At 65.4% G+C, this 15,944-nt stretch carries 15 protein-coding genes; 11 read left to right on the top strand and 4 right to left on the bottom strand.

Annotation, left to right across the window (positions count from 1 at the left end; translation table 11 throughout):
* Positions 1-5: 5 nt before the first annotated feature.
* Both ACIPHN_RS05875 and ACIPHN_RS05870 read left to right on the top strand, forming a co-directional pair.
* A complete protein-coding gene (locus ACIPHN_RS05875) occupies positions 6-809 on the top strand; it encodes a formylglycine-generating enzyme family protein (protein ID WP_400434121.1) in 804 nt (267 codons plus the stop codon).
* Positions 806-1,411, top strand: coding sequence for an SCO family protein (locus ACIPHN_RS05870; protein ID WP_400434119.1), 606 nt, complete (start codon positions 806-808; stop codon positions 1,409-1,411). Before ACIPHN_RS05875 ends, ACIPHN_RS05870 begins: the two co-directional genes overlap by 4 nt.
* 94 nt (positions 1,412-1,505) lie before the next feature.
* Here the strand turns inward: ACIPHN_RS05870 and ACIPHN_RS05865 are convergent, their stop codons facing one another.
* The 4 genes from ACIPHN_RS05865 to ACIPHN_RS05850 all read right to left on the bottom strand — a co-directional run bounded on the left by ACIPHN_RS05865 (position 1,506) and on the right by ACIPHN_RS05850 (position 5,410).
* The gene (locus ACIPHN_RS05865) at positions 1,506-2,297 is read right to left on the bottom strand and encodes a MetQ/NlpA family ABC transporter substrate-binding protein (protein ID WP_400434117.1); all 792 of its coding nucleotides are present in this window, start codon (positions 2,295-2,297) and stop codon (positions 1,506-1,508) included.
* Between the two features lie 89 nt (positions 2,298-2,386).
* Positions 2,387-3,067, bottom strand: a complete 681-nt coding sequence (locus ACIPHN_RS05860) for a methionine ABC transporter permease (protein ID WP_400434115.1) — start codon at positions 3,065-3,067, stop codon at positions 2,387-2,389.
* Entirely contained in the window at positions 3,064-4,074 is a 1,011-nt protein-coding gene (locus ACIPHN_RS05855) for a methionine ABC transporter ATP-binding protein (RefSeq protein WP_400434113.1), read from the bottom strand. Before ACIPHN_RS05855 ends, ACIPHN_RS05860 begins: the two co-directional genes overlap by 4 nt.
* Positions 4,075-4,213: 139 nt before the next feature.
* Positions 4,214-5,410: an aminotransferase class V-fold PLP-dependent enzyme gene (locus tag ACIPHN_RS05850; protein WP_400434112.1), complete on the bottom strand. Its 1,197-nt coding sequence runs from the start codon at positions 5,408-5,410 to the stop codon at positions 4,214-4,216.
* 313 nt (positions 5,411-5,723) lie between these two features.
* Here ACIPHN_RS05850 and ACIPHN_RS05845 point away from each other — a divergent pair, with 313 nt between their 5' ends.
* From ACIPHN_RS05845 to ACIPHN_RS05805, 9 genes are all read left to right on the top strand, one after another.
* Entirely contained in the window at positions 5,724-6,662 is a 939-nt protein-coding gene (locus ACIPHN_RS05845; protein ID WP_400434110.1) for a LysR family transcriptional regulator, read from the top strand.
* Positions 6,663-6,965: 303 nt separating this feature from the next.
* A complete protein-coding gene (locus ACIPHN_RS05840; protein ID WP_400434108.1) occupies positions 6,966-8,438 on the top strand; it encodes an NAD(P)-binding domain-containing protein in 1,473 nt (490 codons plus the stop codon).
* Complete coding sequence (locus tag ACIPHN_RS05835) at positions 8,435-9,409, top strand: ABC transporter permease (protein WP_400434106.1); 975 nt, start codon at positions 8,435-8,437, stop codon at positions 9,407-9,409. Before ACIPHN_RS05840 ends, ACIPHN_RS05835 begins: the two co-directional genes overlap by 4 nt.
* Positions 9,410-9,435: 26 nt before the next feature.
* Positions 9,436-10,380 carry an ABC transporter permease gene (locus ACIPHN_RS05830; RefSeq protein ID WP_400434661.1) on the top strand — a complete coding sequence of 315 codons (945 nt, stop codon included), beginning with the start codon at positions 9,436-9,438 and terminating at the stop codon, positions 10,378-10,380.
* Positions 10,377-11,402 (top strand): ABC transporter ATP-binding protein, encoded by a 1,026-nt coding sequence (locus ACIPHN_RS05825; protein WP_400434104.1) that lies wholly within the window; start codon positions 10,377-10,379, stop codon positions 11,400-11,402. The genes ACIPHN_RS05830 and ACIPHN_RS05825 overlap by 4 nt, the downstream gene beginning before the upstream one ends.
* Positions 11,395-12,402 (top strand): ABC transporter ATP-binding protein, encoded by a 1,008-nt coding sequence (locus ACIPHN_RS05820; protein WP_400434102.1) that lies wholly within the window; start codon positions 11,395-11,397, stop codon positions 12,400-12,402. The genes ACIPHN_RS05825 and ACIPHN_RS05820 overlap by 8 nt, the downstream gene beginning before the upstream one ends.
* Positions 12,403-12,502: 100 nt before the next feature.
* The gene (locus tag ACIPHN_RS05815; RefSeq protein ID WP_400434100.1) at positions 12,503-14,089 is read left to right on the top strand and encodes an ABC transporter substrate-binding protein; all 1,587 of its coding nucleotides are present in this window, start codon (positions 12,503-12,505) and stop codon (positions 14,087-14,089) included.
* A 4-nt stretch (positions 14,090-14,093) separates the two neighbouring features.
* On the top strand, positions 14,094-15,422 hold the full coding sequence (locus ACIPHN_RS05810) for an acyl-CoA thioesterase/bile acid-CoA:amino acid N-acyltransferase family protein (protein WP_400434098.1): 1,329 nt from the start codon (positions 14,094-14,096) through the stop codon (positions 15,420-15,422).
* Positions 15,423-15,944, top strand: coding sequence for a CMD domain protein (locus ACIPHN_RS05805; RefSeq protein WP_400434096.1), 522 nt, complete (start codon positions 15,423-15,425; stop codon positions 15,942-15,944). It begins immediately after the preceding gene.

Raw genomic sequence — 15,944 nt, 5'->3', positions numbered from 1 at the left:
GTGCCGTGATCCATGCCGTGACACGTGGTCTGGCGGGCGTCGGCCTTGCTGTCCTGGCCTGTGCAGCGCTGGCACAGGCCCAGGTGCCCGCTTATGTGGGGATTCCGGCCGGTACCCTGCGCAGTGTGCTGGACGGCGATGCCGACCAGGTGCCGGCACCGGTGAACGGGTTTGACATGCGGGTCACACCGGTGACGCAGGGCGAGTACCGCAGTTTCGTGATCGCCCATCCGCAATGGCAGCGCGGGCAGGCCCCGCGCACCTTTGCCGACGATGGCTACCTCAAGGACTGGGCCACGCCTTTAGCCCCCGCCAGCGGTCCAGCCAGCCGCCAGCCAGTCGTCAACGTCAGCTGGTTTGCGGCACAGGCCTATTGCGAATCCGAAGGGGCGAGGCTGCCGACCTGGCAGGAGTGGGAATACGTGGCCGCCGCCGACGCCCGCCGTCGTGACGCCCGTGACGATCCCGCCTGGCGCGCACGCATCCTCAACTGGTATGCCCGACCGGCCAGCAGCGCGCCGCCCGAGGTGGGCGGCGAGGCCAATGCCTATGGCGTGCGCGACCTGCATGGCCTGGTCTGGGAATGGGTCGACGACTTCAATGCCTTGCTGGTCAGTCCCGACAGCCGCTCGGGGGATGACCCCGACAAACTGCAGTTCTGTGGTGCCGGTGCCATCAGCCTGCAGCAACGCGAGAACTACGCCGTGCTGATGCGCATCGCACTGCTTTCATCCTTGGGCGCCGCCGACAGCACCAGCAGCCTGGGCTTTCGCTGCGTACGCCCGCTTGCTTCCAGGGAGACACCATGAATACATCCAGACTTGCCGCCATGATCCTGGCCATTGCCGCCCTCACGGCTGCGGCTGCCACGGCAGCCACGCCAGAGGTGCATCCTGCTGCCAGTGGCGCAGCCGCGCTGCCCGGCGATTCGGTCTATCAGCTCAATGCCAAACTCACCGACCAGGAGGGCCGCGACTTCACGCTCACGCAGAAACGCGGCCAGCCCGTGCTGGTGGGCATGTTCTATACCTCGTGCGAATTTGTCTGTCCCATGCTGGTGGAGGCGCTGCGCAATACCGAGGCCAAACTCAGCGCGCAGGAGCGGGCGAAATTGAGCGTGCTGCTCATCACCATCGATCCGGCGCGCGACACGGTTGCCGTGCTCAAGCGCACCGCACAGCAGCGCACGCTCGACCCGGCGCACTGGACGCTGGCGCGCAGCGATGCGGCCACCACGCGCAAGCTCGCTGCCGTGCTGGGCCTGCAGTATCGCGCCTTGTCCAATGGCGATTTCAATCACAGCACCGACCTGATCCTGCTCGATGCGGATGGACGCGTGGCCGGACGCACCGCGCAGCTGACCGGCGTGGATCCGACATTCTTGAAACAGGTGAAAGCGGCGGCGCAGTAGGCGCGGGCCGGTGGGGGAGGCGCGTCCTGGCGGGCCGCTTGCGCGGCGCTGCCAGGAGCAGGGAACGACAGGAAGGGGTATTGCCGGGTAAGGCTTAGAAGGCCGGGACGATGGCGCCCTGGTACTTCTCTTCGATGAACTTCTTGACGTCCGGCGAGTTCAGGGCAGCGGCCAGTTTCTTGATGGCGGCGCTGTCCTTGTTATCCTCGCGCGCCACCAGCAGGTTGGCGTAGGGCGAATTGGCATCCTCGATGAACAGCGAATCCTTGACCGGGTTCAGCTTGGCTTCCAGCGCATAGTTGGTGTTGATCAGGGCGACGTCGACCTGGTTCAGCACGCGCGGCAGGGTCGCTGCTTCCAGGGCGCGGAACTTCAGCTTCTTCGGGTTCTCGACGATGTCCTTCTGGGTCGAGGAGATGTTGGAGCTGTCCTTGAGCTTGATGAGGCCATTGCGGGCCAGCAGCAGCAGGGCGCGACCGGAGTTGGACGGGTCATTGGGGATGGCGATGGTGGCGCCCTCAGGAATGTCGGCCACCTTCTTGTACTTCTGCGAATAGGCGGCGAAGGGCTCGACGTGGACCTTGGCGACGGCTACTTCGATATCGTTCTTGTGGCTCTTCTTGAACTGCTCCAGGTAGGGCAGGTGCAGGAAGAAGTTGCCATCGACCTGCTTCTCGTTGGTCTGCGCGGCCGGTTGTACGTAGTCGGTGAAGACCTTGATCTGCAGGTCGATGCCTTCCTTGGCCAGGACCGGCTTGATGTGTTCCAGGATCTCGGCGTGCGGCACCGGGGTGGCGGCGATCACCAGCTTGTCGGCGGCGTGCGCGCCCACGGAGAAGGCCAGCGCAGCGCCGGCGAAGAGGTGAGGGATCAGTTTGCGGATCATGGTTTTCTCCAGTCTTTTAATAAAAGTTGACGTTGTACGTCGGTTCTCTAACGCGTGGGTGCCTGCCTTGTCAGCCTGCACCCGGGGATTTACTTGCGGGTAAAACGCAGCACCAGGCGGTCGCCAAAGAATTGCAGCAACTGCACCAGCACCACCAGGATGGACACCGTCACCACCATCACTTCGGTCTGGAAGCGCTGGTAGCCGTAGCGGATGGCCAGGTCACCCAGGCCGCCGCCACCGATCACGCCCGACATCGCGGCATACGACATCAGGGTAATGGCGGTGATGGTGACCGCCGCCAGCAGGCCAGGCAGCGCCTCCGGCAGCAGTGCGCCGAAGATGATCTGGCGCCGCCTTGCGCCCATGGCGGTACAGGCTTCGATGATGCCGCGGTCGATCTCGCGCAGGACACTTTCGGTCAGGCGCGCAAAGAAGGGTGCGGTGCCGATCACCAGGGGCGGAATGGAGCCGGTCACGCCCAGCGAGGTCCCGACCAACCAAAGCGTGAAGGGGATCAGCACGATCAGCAGGATCAGGAAAGGCACCGAGCGCAGCACATTGACCAGCAGCGACAGCACCAGGTAGATGCCACGCTGCTCCAGCAACTGGCGGCGATTGGTCAGGAACAGCAGGATGCCCAGCGGCAGTCCCAGCAGGATGGTGAAGAACAGCGAGCCACCGGTCATGGCCAGGGTTTCCACGGTGGCGTCCCAGACTTCGCTCCAGTCGATCTGCGACAGGTCGATCAGGTTGTTGAGCGCGATCATGCCAGCACCTCATGATCGATGCCGGAGTCGCGCAGGCGTGCCAGCACCTGGCTGACCGCCGCTTCACCGCCGGAAAACTCGACCAGCAACTGGCCGTAGGGCGTGTCCTTGATGCGTGAGACGGTGCCGCGCACGATGGTGGCCAGCGCCGAGGTGGCCGCCGTCAGTTGCGACAGGATGGGTTGCGCGGCGATCTCGCCGGCATAGGTCAGGCGCACCAGCTTGCCGTCGGGGCGACGCTGGTAGAAGCTGTCGCCGGCCTCATAGGCATGGCTTTCGGCCAGCAGCGCGCGGGTGACGGCGTGCTGCGGACGCAGGAAGATGTCCACCACACGGCCCTGTTCGGCCACCGATCCGGCGTCCAGCACGGCAACGCGGTCGCAGATGGTGCGGATGACTTCCATCTCGTGGGTGATCAGGACGATGGTCAGGCCCAGCTTGCGGTTGATTTCCAGCAGCAGGCGCAGGATGGATTGGGTGGTTTCGGGGTCCAGCGAGGAGGTGGCTTCATCGCACAACAGCAGGCGCGGCGTATTGGCCAGGGCGCGTGCGATGCCCACGCGCTGCTTCTGGCCGCCCGACAGTTGCGAGGGATACTGGTCGCGATGGGCTTCCAGTCCCACCAGTTGCAGTAGCTCGTCCACGCGCGCGGCGCGTTCCTCGCGACTGTAGCGGCCGGTGATCTTGAGCGGCCAGTCGATGTTCTGTGCCACCGTCTTGGCGTTGAGCAGGTTGAAATGCTGGAACACCATGCCGATGCGCTGGCGCAGGCCCAGCAGGGCGTCGTGGCCCAGTACGGTGATGTCTTCACCGTCGATGAGGACGCGCCCGCTGTCGGGACGTTCCAGCACGTTCAGGGTGCGGATCAGGGTGCTCTTGCCGGCGCCGGAGCGGCCGATGATGCCGAAGACTTCTCCCTGGGCGATATCCAGGTTGATGTCGTGCAGGGCGATGATGTCGCGCTGGCCGGCATGGTAGGTCTTGTGGAGTTGCTCGATGCGAATCACGTTGATCAGTTTTAAAGGGACTGATCAAGTCTAACTTTTAGTTATTAGGCGGGGAACGTACTAAAAGTTTTTAGCTTATGAGAAAAATGAATGAGACCCGCCCAGCGGGCGGGAATGTCATTGCCGGACTAGCCGGGGCTCAAGCCGCGCCGTCGATGGCCTCGTGCGCCAGTATCTGGCGTACGGTCGCCACCACGTAGTCGATCTCGGCCTCGGTGGTGCCGCGCCCCAGCGAGAAGCGCACCGCATTGCGCGCCACCTCCGGCGAGCGGCCGATGGCCAGCAGCACGAAGGAGGGCGCTGCCGCCGCCGAGTTACAGGCCGATCCGGCCGAGACGGCGATGCCCAGCAACTGGCTGGCCAGCGTGCCGTAGCGGGTGGGCGGGAAGCTTACGTTCAGGTTGTGCGGCACGCGGTCTGTGGCGCTGCCATTGAGTTGCACGCCCGGCAGGTCGGCCAGGCCGGCCCACAGGCGCTCGCGCAGGGCGCGGATGCGCTGGCCTTCTTCCTCCAGCAATTGCCCGGCCAGGGCAAAGGCTTCGCCCATGCCCACGATCTGGTGGGTGGCCAGGGTGCCCGAGCGCATGCCGTTCTCGTGACCGCCGCCGTCGATCTGGGCTTCCAGCGTGAGGGCCGGGTTGTGGCGTACATACAGCGCGCCTATGCCCTTGGGGCCGTAGACCTTGTGCGCCGAGAAGGACATCAGGTCCACCTTCAGGCGGGTCAGGTCGATGACGATCTTGCCGGCGGCCTGCACCGCATCGACGTGGAAGACGATGCCACGTTCGGCGCACAGCTCACCCAGTGCGGCGATGGGCTGGATCACGCCGATCTCGTTGTTGACGTACATCACCGAGGCCAGCAGCGTGTCCGGACGCAGCGCCGCGCGGAACTGTTCCAGCGTGACCAGGCCGTCGGCCCCCGGCTGCAGGTAGGTGACGTCGAAGCCGGCTTTCTCCAGCGTGTTCATGGTGTCCAGCACGGCCTTGTGCTCGGTGGCGACGGTGATCAGGTGCTTGCCGCGCCCCTGGGCGCGCAGGGCATGGGCCGTACCCTTGATGGCCAGGTTGTTGGATTCGGTGGCGCCGGAGGTCCAGACGATCTCGCCGGGCTGCGCGCCAACCAGTCCTGCCACCTGCGCGCGTGCATGCTCCACCGCGCGCCGCGCTTCCCAGCCGAAGGGATGGGAGCTGCTGGCGGCATTGCCGAACTTGTCGGTCAGGAAGTCGCACATCACACGGGCGACCTGCGGATCGACCGGCGTGGTGGCGCCGTAGTCCAGATAGATGGGGAAGCGGAGGTCGGCTGGCGGGCGACAGGGAGCAGGGGCGTTCATGACGGTATTTCCGGAAAGTCCAGGGGTGTCCAGATAGGCGATGCGTTTTTTGGGGTGGGGCGGCTCAGGTGAGCATATATCTCATTACATTACGCCGGTCGCCTTATATGGAAAACGACTTTGGACGTATTTATATATATGTTTTTCACTGTTGCATGCAGGTAATGCTGCCTAGCCAGGCGTGGCGGCGATTCCCGGTCGATCTCCACGCCCTGCATTAGCTTATACAAAATTATTATACTGAAATAGAATACAGACAAACTTATAATTCGAAAAACATATGCAAGCATTTTGATCAAGGAAAGCGATTTCGATGGACCTCAACCAGCTGGAAGCTTTTGCGGCGGTCATGACCCTGGGCAGTGTGACCGGTGCCGGTCGCAGCCTGGGCCGCTCGCAGCCAGCGGTGAGCAAGGCCATCGGCGACCTGGAGGGAGAGCTGGGCTATGCCCTGTTCGACCGCAATGGTCCGCGCGTGACGCCCACGGCCAAGGCTTTCCTGCTGTATGAGGAAGTGGAGCGCTCCCTGGTGGGCCTGCGCAGCATCCGCGAGCGCGCCCAGGAGATTGCCCGCGAGGAAGTCCATCCGCTGCACCTGGTGGCCACGCCCGCGCTGGCCTCGACCATCGCCCCGGCGGCCTTGCAGTTGCTGTCCTTGCAACAGCAACATGCTTTCCCCGAACACATCCACCTGCGCAGTGCCTCGGCCGAGCAGGTCGTGCATGCCATCCTGCACCGTACCGTCAGCCTGGGGCTGACCTCGTTGCCGGTAGCCCATCGCGGACTGGACCTGCACTGGATCGGCGAAGCGCCCTGCGTGGCGGTGGTGCGCGCCGACCATCCGCTGGCCTCGCGCGACAAGCTGACCCGCGCGGCCCTGCGGGGGCAGCGCGTCATCACCATGTCCAACCGCTATCGCCTGCGCCAGCGCGTGGAAACGGCGCTGGGCGAAGACAGCCTGCTGGATGTGGCCATCGATACCAATACCTCCTTCAACGCCATCATGGCCGCCCGCGCCGGACTGGGGGTGGCGCTGGTGGAGCCGGCCACGGCCTATGGCATGCCCATCGAGGGGATGGTGGTCAAGCCGCTGGCGGTGGAGATTCCTTTCTATTTCGGCGTGGTCACGCCTTTCGGCAAGCCGGTCGAGGGTGTGACGCAACGCCTGATCGACGCGGTGGAAACGGCCGCGCGCAATACCTTGCGGGGCTTCGTCAAGCGTGACGCCAGCCTGCATGATGAATTGCTGTAAATGATTTTGTAGTGTGTAGCACCGCAGGAAGTAACAAAGAGGCTGGGGCAGATGTTGTGTGTCGCCACTCACCGTTCGACCTGAGTAGCGGCATCGCCGCGTATCGAAGGCGCCACGCAGGTAAGCCTTCGATACGGCCCTGAAAGGGCCTACTCAGGTCGAACGGTAGGTGACTGATGTCAGCACAGTCTCCAAACAGCGACGTCAACCGGGAAGGGCGCCGCATCACAAAAACCCGAAACGAGACGATCGGCGGCACACTAGCGTGCTGGCGACGTCTTTTCATGCTTTTGACGAGGCGATATGGACAACACCCAAGCGACAACATCGAGCGCGGCCAGCCCGGCCGGATTGGCTGCCCTGGAGGCGCGCGTGCGCCAGGACCTGGAATGGCTGGCGCTGCCCGGCAAGTCGTGGACGCCCACGGTGGAGCGCGACGGCGTGCCGGTCATCGACGTGGCCATCATCGGCGGCGGCCAGGCCGGCATGGCGGCATCGGTCGCCCTGACGCACCTGGGTATCCCCAATGTCATCTATGATCAGTCACCCAAGGATTTCGAAGGCCCCTGGGCCACCACGGCCCGCATGGAAACCCTGCGTTCGCCCAAGACCCTGACCGGCCCGGCGCTGGGCTTCCCGGCGCTGACCTTCCGCGCCTGGTTCGAGGCCCAGTTCGGCCTGGCCGCCTGGGAGGCGCTGGACAAGATCCCGCGCCTGCAGTGGATGGATTACCTGCGCTGGTTCCGCCGCGTGATGCACCTGGATGTCCGCAACGAGCACCGCGTGCTGGCCGTGCAGCCGCGTGCCGATGGCGTGGTGGAACTGCGCCTGCGCGCGCCTGCCGGCGACACCACCGTCCTGGCGCGCCGCGTGGTAGTTGCCACCGGCCGTGACGGCCTGGGGGGCGCATCCCTGCCGCCGCTGGCGGCGCAACTGCCGCGCGAGCGCTGGGCGCATTCCTCCGACGTGCTCGATTACGCCAGCCTGAAAGGCAAGCGCGTGGGCGTCATCGGCGGTGGTTCCTCGGCCATGGATAGCGCCGCCACCGCCCTGGAACAGGGTGCGGCCCGCGTCGACCTGCTGATCCGCCGGCAGGAGCTGCCGCGCATCAACAAGGGCAAGGGCTCGGGCAACCCCGGCCTGGTCAACGGTCACCAGCAATTGCCGGATGCCTGGAAGTGGCGCATCCGCCATTACGTCAACGTGCAGCAGGTGCCGCCGCCCTCGGGCAGCACGCGCCGCGTGTCGCGCTTTGCCAATGCGCGCTTCCTGCTGGGCACTTCGATTGAATCGGTGGACGTCAAGGACGACGGTTCGCTGCTGCTGCACACCAACCGTGGCCCGCTGGCGCTGGACTTCCTGTTCTTCTCCACCGGCTTCAAGATCGACTGGAGCATCCGTCCCGAATTCAAGGACATCGCCCCGCACGTCCTCAACTGGAGCGACCGCTACACCCCGCCCGTCGGCGAGGAAGACGAGGAGCTGGCCGATTCGCCCTACCTGGGACCGGTGTTCGAGTTCCAGCAGAAGACCCCGGGCGCCTTGCCGGGCCTGGAGCGCGTGCATTGCTTCTGCTATGCGGCCGCGGCCAGCCATGGCACGGTGTCGGGTGACATCCCCGCCATCAGCGATGGCGCCTACCGTCTGGCGCAAGGCATCGCCTCGCTGATGTACAGCGAGGACGTGGAGTATCACTACCACAACATCCAGTCCTACGTCGAACCGGAACTGGAAGGCGACGAGTGGACCCCCTCCGACTGGGAGCTGCCGGCATGACCGTCGCCATTGCAAAGAGCGTCCTGCAGGCGCTCATGGTGGTGCTGCTGATGACGGTGATCGTCTTCTTCGGCCTGCACATGATCGGCAATCCGGTCGATATCCTGATCGGCCAGGATGTCGACCAGGTCGATCGCCTGCGCATCATCAAGGAGCTGGGGCTGGACCAGCCGGTCTGGTACCAGTACCTGTCCTTCCTGAATGGCGCCTTGCATGGCAACCTGGGTAACAGCTTCGTCTACAACACCCCGGCCATCATCCTGATCTTCCAGCGCCTGCCGGCCACGCTGGAGCTGGCGTTCGCCGCGCTGTTCCTGGCGCTGCTGGTGGGGGTGCCGCTGGGCCTGTTCGCGGGCATGAAGCCCGACCATCCATTCTCGCGCCTGGTGATGACCACCAGCATCCTGGGCTTTTCGCTGCCGACCTTCTGGATCGGCCTGATGCTCATCATGGCCTTCTCGGTCACGCTGGGCTGGCTGCCCTCGGGCGGGCGCGGCCAGACCGCCGAACTGTTTGGCGTGCAATGGTCGTGGCTGACGGCGGACGGCTGGCGCCACATGATCCTGCCGGCCATCAACCTGTCGCTGTTCAAGATCTCGCTGGTGATCCGCCTGACCCGCGCCAACGTGCGCGAGGTGCTGCCGATGGACTTCGTCAAGTTTGCCCGCGCCAAGGGCCTCTCGCCGGCCCGCGTGGTCCTGATGTACGTGTTGCGCAATACCCTGATCCCGCTGGTGACCGTGGTGGGCCTGGAGTTCGGCTCCACCATCGCCTTTGCGGTGGTCACCGAGAGCATCTTCGCCTGGCCCGGCGCCGGCAAGCTCATCCTCGATAGCATCAACGCCCTCGACCGCCCGGTGATCGTGGCTTACCTGATGGTGATCGTCTGCATGTTCGTCACCATCAACCTGGTGGTCGACGTGCTCTACAAGATACTGGACCCGCGCGTGCGGGTGGAGGCCAAGGCATGAGCACGCCGCAGACCGAAATGAGCCCAATGACCCCAATGACCCAGGAGCAGGTGCGTGCCCGCGTGGCCGAACTGTCGGCCTTCCAGGCGCCGCGCCGCGAGTCCCCCTGGCGCCGCGTGGTGCGCCACTTCGTGGCCTCGCGCTCGGCCATGCTGGGCCTGGTGATCGTGCTGCTGCTGATCGTGGGCGCGATTGCCGCCCCCTGGATCACGCCGCAGAATCCCTATGACCTGATGCAGCTGGACGTGCTCGACGCGCGCCTGCATCCCGGCACCATCAACGGCGCCGGTACCTATACCTACTGGCTGGGCACCGACGGCCAGGGCCGCGACCTGGTCTCGGCCATCCTCTATGGCTTGCGCATCAGCGTGGGCATCGGCGTCGGCTCGGCCCTGATCGCCGGTGTCATCGGTACGCTCGTGGGACTGCTGGCGGCCTATGCGGGCGGCAAGGTCGACACGCTCCTGATGCGTCTGGCCGACCTGGTGCTGTCCTTTCCCTCCATCCTGGTGGCGATGCTGATCCTGGCCTATGTGGGCAAGGGCATCTTCAACGTGATGGCCACGCTGGTGGTGCTGGAGTGGGCCTACTATGCCCGCACCGCGCGCGGCCAGGCGCTGGTGGAGCGACGCAAGGAATACGTGGAAGCGGCACGCGGCCTGAACCTGTCGTCCTGGCGCATCATGACGCGCCACATCCTGCCCAACTGCCTGCCGCCGCTGATCGTCATCGGCACCCTGCAGGTGGCGCGCGCCATCACGCTGGAAGCCACGCTGTCCTTCCTCGGCCTGGGCGTGCCCATCACCGAACCCTCGCTGGGCCTGCTCATCTCCAACGGTTACCAATACATGCTCTCGGGCGAATACTGGATCAGCTTCTATCCCGGCATCACGCTCCTGGTCGTGATCGTCGCCATCAACCTGGTGGGCGATCGCCTGCGCGACATTCTCAATCCAAGGTGGCAGAAATGAGTGCGCTCACGCTGGAAGTACGCAACCTGCGCACCCACTTCTTCACGCCCGATGGCGTGCTGCCGGCGGTGGATGACGTCTCGCTGTCGGTGGGTCGTGGTCGCATCCTCGGCCTGGTCGGTGAATCGGGCTCGGGCAAGAGCGTCACCGGCTTTTCCATCCTGGGCATGGTCGATGCGCCGGGCCGCATCGTCGGTGGCGAAATCCTCTTCCAGGGACGCGACCTGGTGCGCATGGACAAGACTTCCTTGCGCGAGCTGCAGGGCAATCGCATCGCCATGATCTTCCAGGACCCGATGATGACCCTGAACCCGGTCCTGAAGATCGAGGCGCAGATGGTCGATGCCGTGCTCGCGCACAGCAAGGTGAGCCGCCAGCAGGCACGCGAACTGGCGCGCGACACCCTGGGCATGATGGGCATCGCCAGTCCCGAGGAGCGGCTGCAGGCCTATCCGCACCAGCTCTCGGGTGGCATGCGCCAGCGCGTGGCCATCGCCATCGCGATGCTGCACAAGCCCGACCTGATCATCGCCGACGAACCCACCACGGCACTGGATGTGACCATCCAGGCGCAGATCCTGTCCGAAGTACAGAAGCTGGCGCGCCAGCATGGCACGGCGCTGATCTGGATCACCCACGACCTGTCGGTGGTGGCCGGCCTGGCCGATGAAGTGGCGGTGATGTATGCCGGACGCATCGTCGAGCAGGGCCGCGTCGATGCGGTGCTCGACGCGCCGCTGCATCCCTATACCCAGGGCCTGATCGGCAGCCTGCCCAGCAACAACCGGCGCGGCGCGCGCCTGCGCCAGATCCCGGGCATGACGCCCAATCTGCTGCACCTGCCGCCGACCTGTGCCTTTGCCGCGCGCTGCGAGCGCGTGAGCCAGCGCTGCCTGAGTGCACCCGAGATCAGCGAAGCGCTGCCGGCGCATCTGGTGCGCTGCTATCACCCGACCCAGGCCAGCATCAGTACCCCTTTGAGTACCCCCAGCAGTACGCCAGCGAGCATGCCCCATGGATAAGGCCCAGATTCCCCTGATCGAAACCCGCGCCGTCAGCCGCCGCTTCGGTGAGCGCCGCCAGGGCTGGCTGGAGCGCCAGCTGCAGCAGCGCGGCTGGAGCCGTCCGCCGGCCGTTACCCATGCCCTCGACAAGGTCGATCTGACAGTGCTGCCCGGCGAAGTGGTCGGGCTGGTCGGTGAATCCGGCTGTGGCAAGTCCACGCTGGGGCGGGTGGCCTGCGGCTTGCTCGACGCGTCCGACGGACAGGTACTGGTCAACGGTCGCGAGCGTTCCACGCTCTCCAGCAAGGAAGAGGCCGAGGCCCGCCTGCAGGTGCAGATGATCTTCCAGAATCCCTATGCCAGCCTGAACCCGCGCCTGCGCATCGACCAGATCGTGGGCGAGGCGGCGCAGGTCAATGGCAAGGTCGAGGGCGACCTGGATGATTACGTCTGCCGCCAGTTGCTGCGCGCCGGCCTCGATCCGGCGCTGCGCGACCGTTATCCGCACCAGTTCTCGGGCGGCCAGCGCCAGCGCATCGGCATTGCCCGCGCGCTGGCCGTGCAGCCGCAGATGCTGGTCTGCGATGAAGCCGTAGCGGCGCTGGATGTGTCGATCCAGGCGCAGATCCTCAATCTCTTCATGGACCTGCGCGAAGAACTGGGCCTGACCTATCTCTTCATCAGCCATGACCTGGGCGTGGTGGAGCATGTCTCGGACCGCGTGGTCATCATGTACCTGGGCCGCGTGGTCGAGAGTGCGCCGGTGGCCGAGCTGTTCGGCCAGCCCAATCATCCCTACACGCAGGCGCTGCTGGCCGAGGTGCCGCGCATGGCGGCGCGCCGGAAGGAATTCACCGCCATCAAGGGTGAGATTCCCAGTCCCCTGAACCCACCCAGCGGTTGCCACTTCAACCCGCGCTGCCCGCATGCCACGCAGCGCTGCCGTGAGGAGCAGCCGGTCCTGCGCGAGATCGCGCCGGGCCATCTGAGTGCCTGCCATCTCAATGATGGCCGATGAACAGCAAACGCAAGAAACCGTATCAAGATCTAGTACCGAGCAGTCAAGAACTTGGAAATCCCGCAGTGCCTCCACCATGACCACACAGAGGAACCCGACCATGAAGAAGACCCTCCTGACCCGCCTGCTGGCCATCGCCCTGACCGGCGTGGCCCTGACTGCCGCCGCCGATGCGGCGCACGCGCAGAACCTCAACATCGCCTTCGCCGACCCGCTGTCGTCGCTGGATCCGCAATTGAACAACCACGCCGGCGACCGTTCGGTGGACCTGCATTTCTGGGACCTGCTGGTCCAGAACGACTACAACAAGCTGGTGCCGGGCCTGGCCCTGAGCTGGAAGAACATCGATGCCAAGACCTGGGAGTTCAAGCTGCGTCCCAACGTCAAGTGGCAGGATGGCAAGCCCTTCACCGCCGAGGACGTGATCTTCTCCTACCAGCGCGCGCGTGCCGTGCCGGGTAGCGTGGCCACCTTCGCCGGTTACCTGCGTACGGTCGAGTCGGTCACCGCCAAGGATCCGCTGACCCTGGTCATCAAGACCAACATCGCCAACCCCGACCTGCCGCTGAACCTGGCGTCGGTGCATATCGTCAGCAAGCACGTGGGCGAGAAGTCCACCACCGAGAACTACAACAGCGGCGCGGCCGTGATCGGTACCGGTCCCTACAAGTTCGTCTCCTATACCCCGGGCGACCGCGTGGTAATGCAGCGTAACGACGAATACTGGGGCGGCAAGGCGCTGTGGGACAAGGTCAACTACCGCTACATCAACAACGGCCCGGCCCGCACCGCCGCGCTGCTCTCGGGTGACGTCGATGTGATCGACAAGGTCTCGGTCTCCGACCTGGCCAAGCTGAAGCAGTCGCCCAACGTCAAGGTCTATCCGTACAACGGCCTGCGCGTGCTGCTGATCCAGCCGAGCTTCCATGAAGGTCCCAGCCCCTTCATCACCGACAACAACGGCAAGCAGCTGGAGAAGAACCCGCTGCTGGACGTGCGCGTGCGTCGCGCCATGTCGCTGGCCATCAACCGCAAGGCCCTGATCGACCGCATCCTGCAGGGCGCGGCCACCGAAGCCAACCAGTGGATGCCGGCCGATACCTTCGGCTACAACCCCGAGATCAAGAACATCCCCTTCGACGCTACGCAGGCCAAGAAGCTGCTGGCCGAGGCCGGCTTCCCGGACGGCTTCAAGCTGACCATCCACGTGCCCAACGACCGCTACCCGCAAGCGCCTGAAACCCTGCAGGCCGTGGCCCAGTTCTGGACCCGCATCGGTATCAAGACCCAGGTCGAGGTGCTGCCGTGGGCGTCCTACTCCGCACGTGCCAACAAGAACGAGTTCGCCGTCTCGGTCCTGGCCTGGGGCAATGGCACCGGCGAAGCCAGCTATGCGCTGGTCAACGTACTGGGTACGGTCGATGCCAAGAAGGGCATCGGCGCCTCCAACTGGAACCACTACAGCAATCCTGCCGTGGACAAGGCCCTGGCCGATTCCACCGCGGAATTCGACGCCGCCAAGCGTGAAGCCATCCTGCGCAATTCGGCCAAGCTGGTCTCCGACGACGTCGGCGTGATCCCGCTGTACCACTACCAGAACATCTGGGCCGCCAAGAAGGGCCTGAAGGTCACCCCCATCAGCAGCGACCGCACCACCGCCATGATGGTGACCCAGGACAAGAAGTAAGGCCATGCCCAACTTCTCCATCGAGGTCAGCCCGGCCGATGAGCTGATCGACGTGCCGCGCCGCATCGTGGTGCGCGGCGCGCATCCGGGCGAGCCGGTGCGGATATCGTCGGCCACCGTGCGCCACGGCGCGCAGTGGCAGAGCAGCGCCTGCTTCATCGCCGATGCCTATGGCAATGTCGACCTGAGCATGAACCCGGCCATCGACGGCGACTACTACGGTATCGATCCCATGGGCCTGCTGTGGTCGCAGAAGCCGGTGCAGGCCGGCCGTCGCGACAACTTCCATGCCGATGTCATGGCGCCGCTGGAGACCACGCTGACCGTGTCCGCACTGGACCAGCCGGGCTTGCCACCGTGCCGCCCGGCCAGCACGGTGCTGGTGCAGCGCCTGGCCGCCGAGGGTGTGATCCGGCGCGAGGTGCGCGAGCAGGGCCTGGTCGGTACCTTGTTCCTGCCGGCCACGCCAGGCCCGCATCCGGCGGTGATGATCGTCAACGGTTCCGGTGGCGGCATCAACGAACCGCGTGCGGCGCTGTATGCCTCGCGCGGCTATGCCGCCTTTGCGCTGGCCTACTTCAAGGCGCCGGGTTTGTCGGACTATATCTCCAACACCCCGCTGGAATACTTCGAGCGCGGCCTGGACTGGCTGCGCGCTGAGGTCAAGCCGCTGCACGACTTCGTGGCCATCAGCGGGCAGTCGCGTGGTGGCGAGCTGGTCCTGCTGCTGGGCGCGACCTTCCCGCAGAAGGTGTCGGCGGTGCTGGCCTATGTGCCCAGCGCGCTGGTCCACAGTGGCCAGAACGCCGCCGATCCGGCCGTGGGTCGGGAAGGGCCGACCTGGCTGCTGCGTGGCGAACCGCTGCCGCATCAGTGGCAGGGCAACCGCACGGCGAGCTGGGCGCCCTTCGATGAAGGTCCGGCGCCGCATCGTCACGAGCTGGCCATGCTGACCGCCTTGCAGGATGCGGACGCGGTCGCGCGTGCGCGCATCCCGGTGGAGCGTATTGCCGCACCGGTGTTGCTGCTCTCGGCCACCGATGACGGTTCCTGGCCCTCCAGCCTGTACTGCGCCATGGTGCGTGACAAGCTGGCCGAGGTGGCGCATCCCTGGCCGGTGGTGTGGCGCAACTATGCCAATGCCGGCCATTCCATCCTGTTCCCGTTCGTGCCGACCACGCAGACGACCTACGCCCACCCGGTCTCGGGGCGCGTGAGTACCGGTGGCGGCGAGCCGGCCGCCAATGCGCGTGCCGATCTCGATTCCTGGCAGCAGGCGCAGCACTTCCTGCGCGATGCCATTGCCAAGCATCCATCCATCAAGGAGACCTGAATGACTACCCCCGTCTACGACATCAGCAAGGATGTCATCGACCAGCTGTCCGGCCTGGCCGACGGCAGCCCTTTGCATGGCCTGCGTCACCAGCGTGACAAGGTCGCCGTCGCTTCCCAGGGCAGCTATGACACCCTGTTCGATCCGGCCCTGGCCGGTATCGGCCTGGACGAGCGCCTGCTGGTGGCGCTGTACGCCTGTCGCCTGGCCGGTGCCACCGACCTGGCTGCGCATTATCGTGTGCGCGCGCAGGCGGTGCCGGCCGATGCGGCGCACCTGGCGGCGGCCGACAGCGGCGAGCCGGAGCAGTTGCCCGAGGGGCGCCTGCGCGCCATGCTGGTCTTTACCCGCGCGCTGACCGAGCGGCCGGTGGAGGGCGACAAGGCCGCCATCGAGAAGCTGCCGGCGGCTGGCATCAGCACACCCGCCGTGGTGGCGCTGTCGCAGCTGATCGCCTTCGTGTCCTATCAATTGCGCGTGGTCGCGGGCCTGAAGGCCATGCGTGCTGCGGCTGCCCAGTAA

Source organism: Herbaspirillum sp. NPDC087042, assembly GCF_044745245.1.
GTDB lineage: Bacteria > Pseudomonadota > Gammaproteobacteria > Burkholderiales > Burkholderiaceae_D > Herbaspirillum.
This window is presented reverse-complemented; position numbering and strand designations above follow the sequence as displayed.

What these genes read in the sequence shown, in the direction of transcription:
- ACIPHN_RS05845 (WP_400434110.1), top strand. Translation starts at nt 5,724, where the DNA reads ATGGACCTCAACCAGCTGGAAGCTTTTGCGGCGGTCATGACCCTGGGC.
- ACIPHN_RS05840 (WP_400434108.1), top strand. Translation starts at nt 6,966, where the DNA reads ATGGACAACACCCAAGCGACAACATCGAGCGCGGCCAGCCCGGCCGGA.
- ACIPHN_RS05835 (WP_400434106.1), top strand. Translation starts at nt 8,435, where the DNA reads ATGACCGTCGCCATTGCAAAGAGCGTCCTGCAGGCGCTCATGGTGGTG.
- ACIPHN_RS05815 (WP_400434100.1), top strand. Translation starts at nt 12,503, where the DNA reads ATGAAGAAGACCCTCCTGACCCGCCTGCTGGCCATCGCCCTGACCGGC.
- ACIPHN_RS05810 (WP_400434098.1), top strand. Translation starts at nt 14,094, where the DNA reads ATGCCCAACTTCTCCATCGAGGTCAGCCCGGCCGATGAGCTGATCGAC.
- ACIPHN_RS05825 (WP_400434104.1), top strand. Translation starts at nt 10,377, where the DNA reads ATGAGTGCGCTCACGCTGGAAGTACGCAACCTGCGCACCCACTTCTTC.
- ACIPHN_RS05860 (WP_400434115.1), bottom strand. Translation starts at nt 3,067, where the DNA reads ATGATCGCGCTCAACAACCTGATCGACCTGTCGCAGATCGACTGGAGC.
- ACIPHN_RS05870 (WP_400434119.1), top strand. Translation starts at nt 806, where the DNA reads ATGAATACATCCAGACTTGCCGCCATGATCCTGGCCATTGCCGCCCTC.
- ACIPHN_RS05865 (WP_400434117.1), bottom strand. Translation starts at nt 2,297, where the DNA reads ATGATCCGCAAACTGATCCCTCACCTCTTCGCCGGCGCTGCGCTGGCC.
- ACIPHN_RS05805 (WP_400434096.1), top strand. Translation starts at nt 15,423, where the DNA reads ATGACTACCCCCGTCTACGACATCAGCAAGGATGTCATCGACCAGCTG.
- ACIPHN_RS05820 (WP_400434102.1), top strand. Translation starts at nt 11,395, where the DNA reads ATGGATAAGGCCCAGATTCCCCTGATCGAAACCCGCGCCGTCAGCCGC.
- ACIPHN_RS05830 (WP_400434661.1), top strand. Translation starts at nt 9,436, where the DNA reads ATGACCCCAATGACCCAGGAGCAGGTGCGTGCCCGCGTGGCCGAACTG.
- ACIPHN_RS05850 (WP_400434112.1), bottom strand. Translation starts at nt 5,410, where the DNA reads ATGAACGCCCCTGCTCCCTGTCGCCCGCCAGCCGACCTCCGCTTCCCC.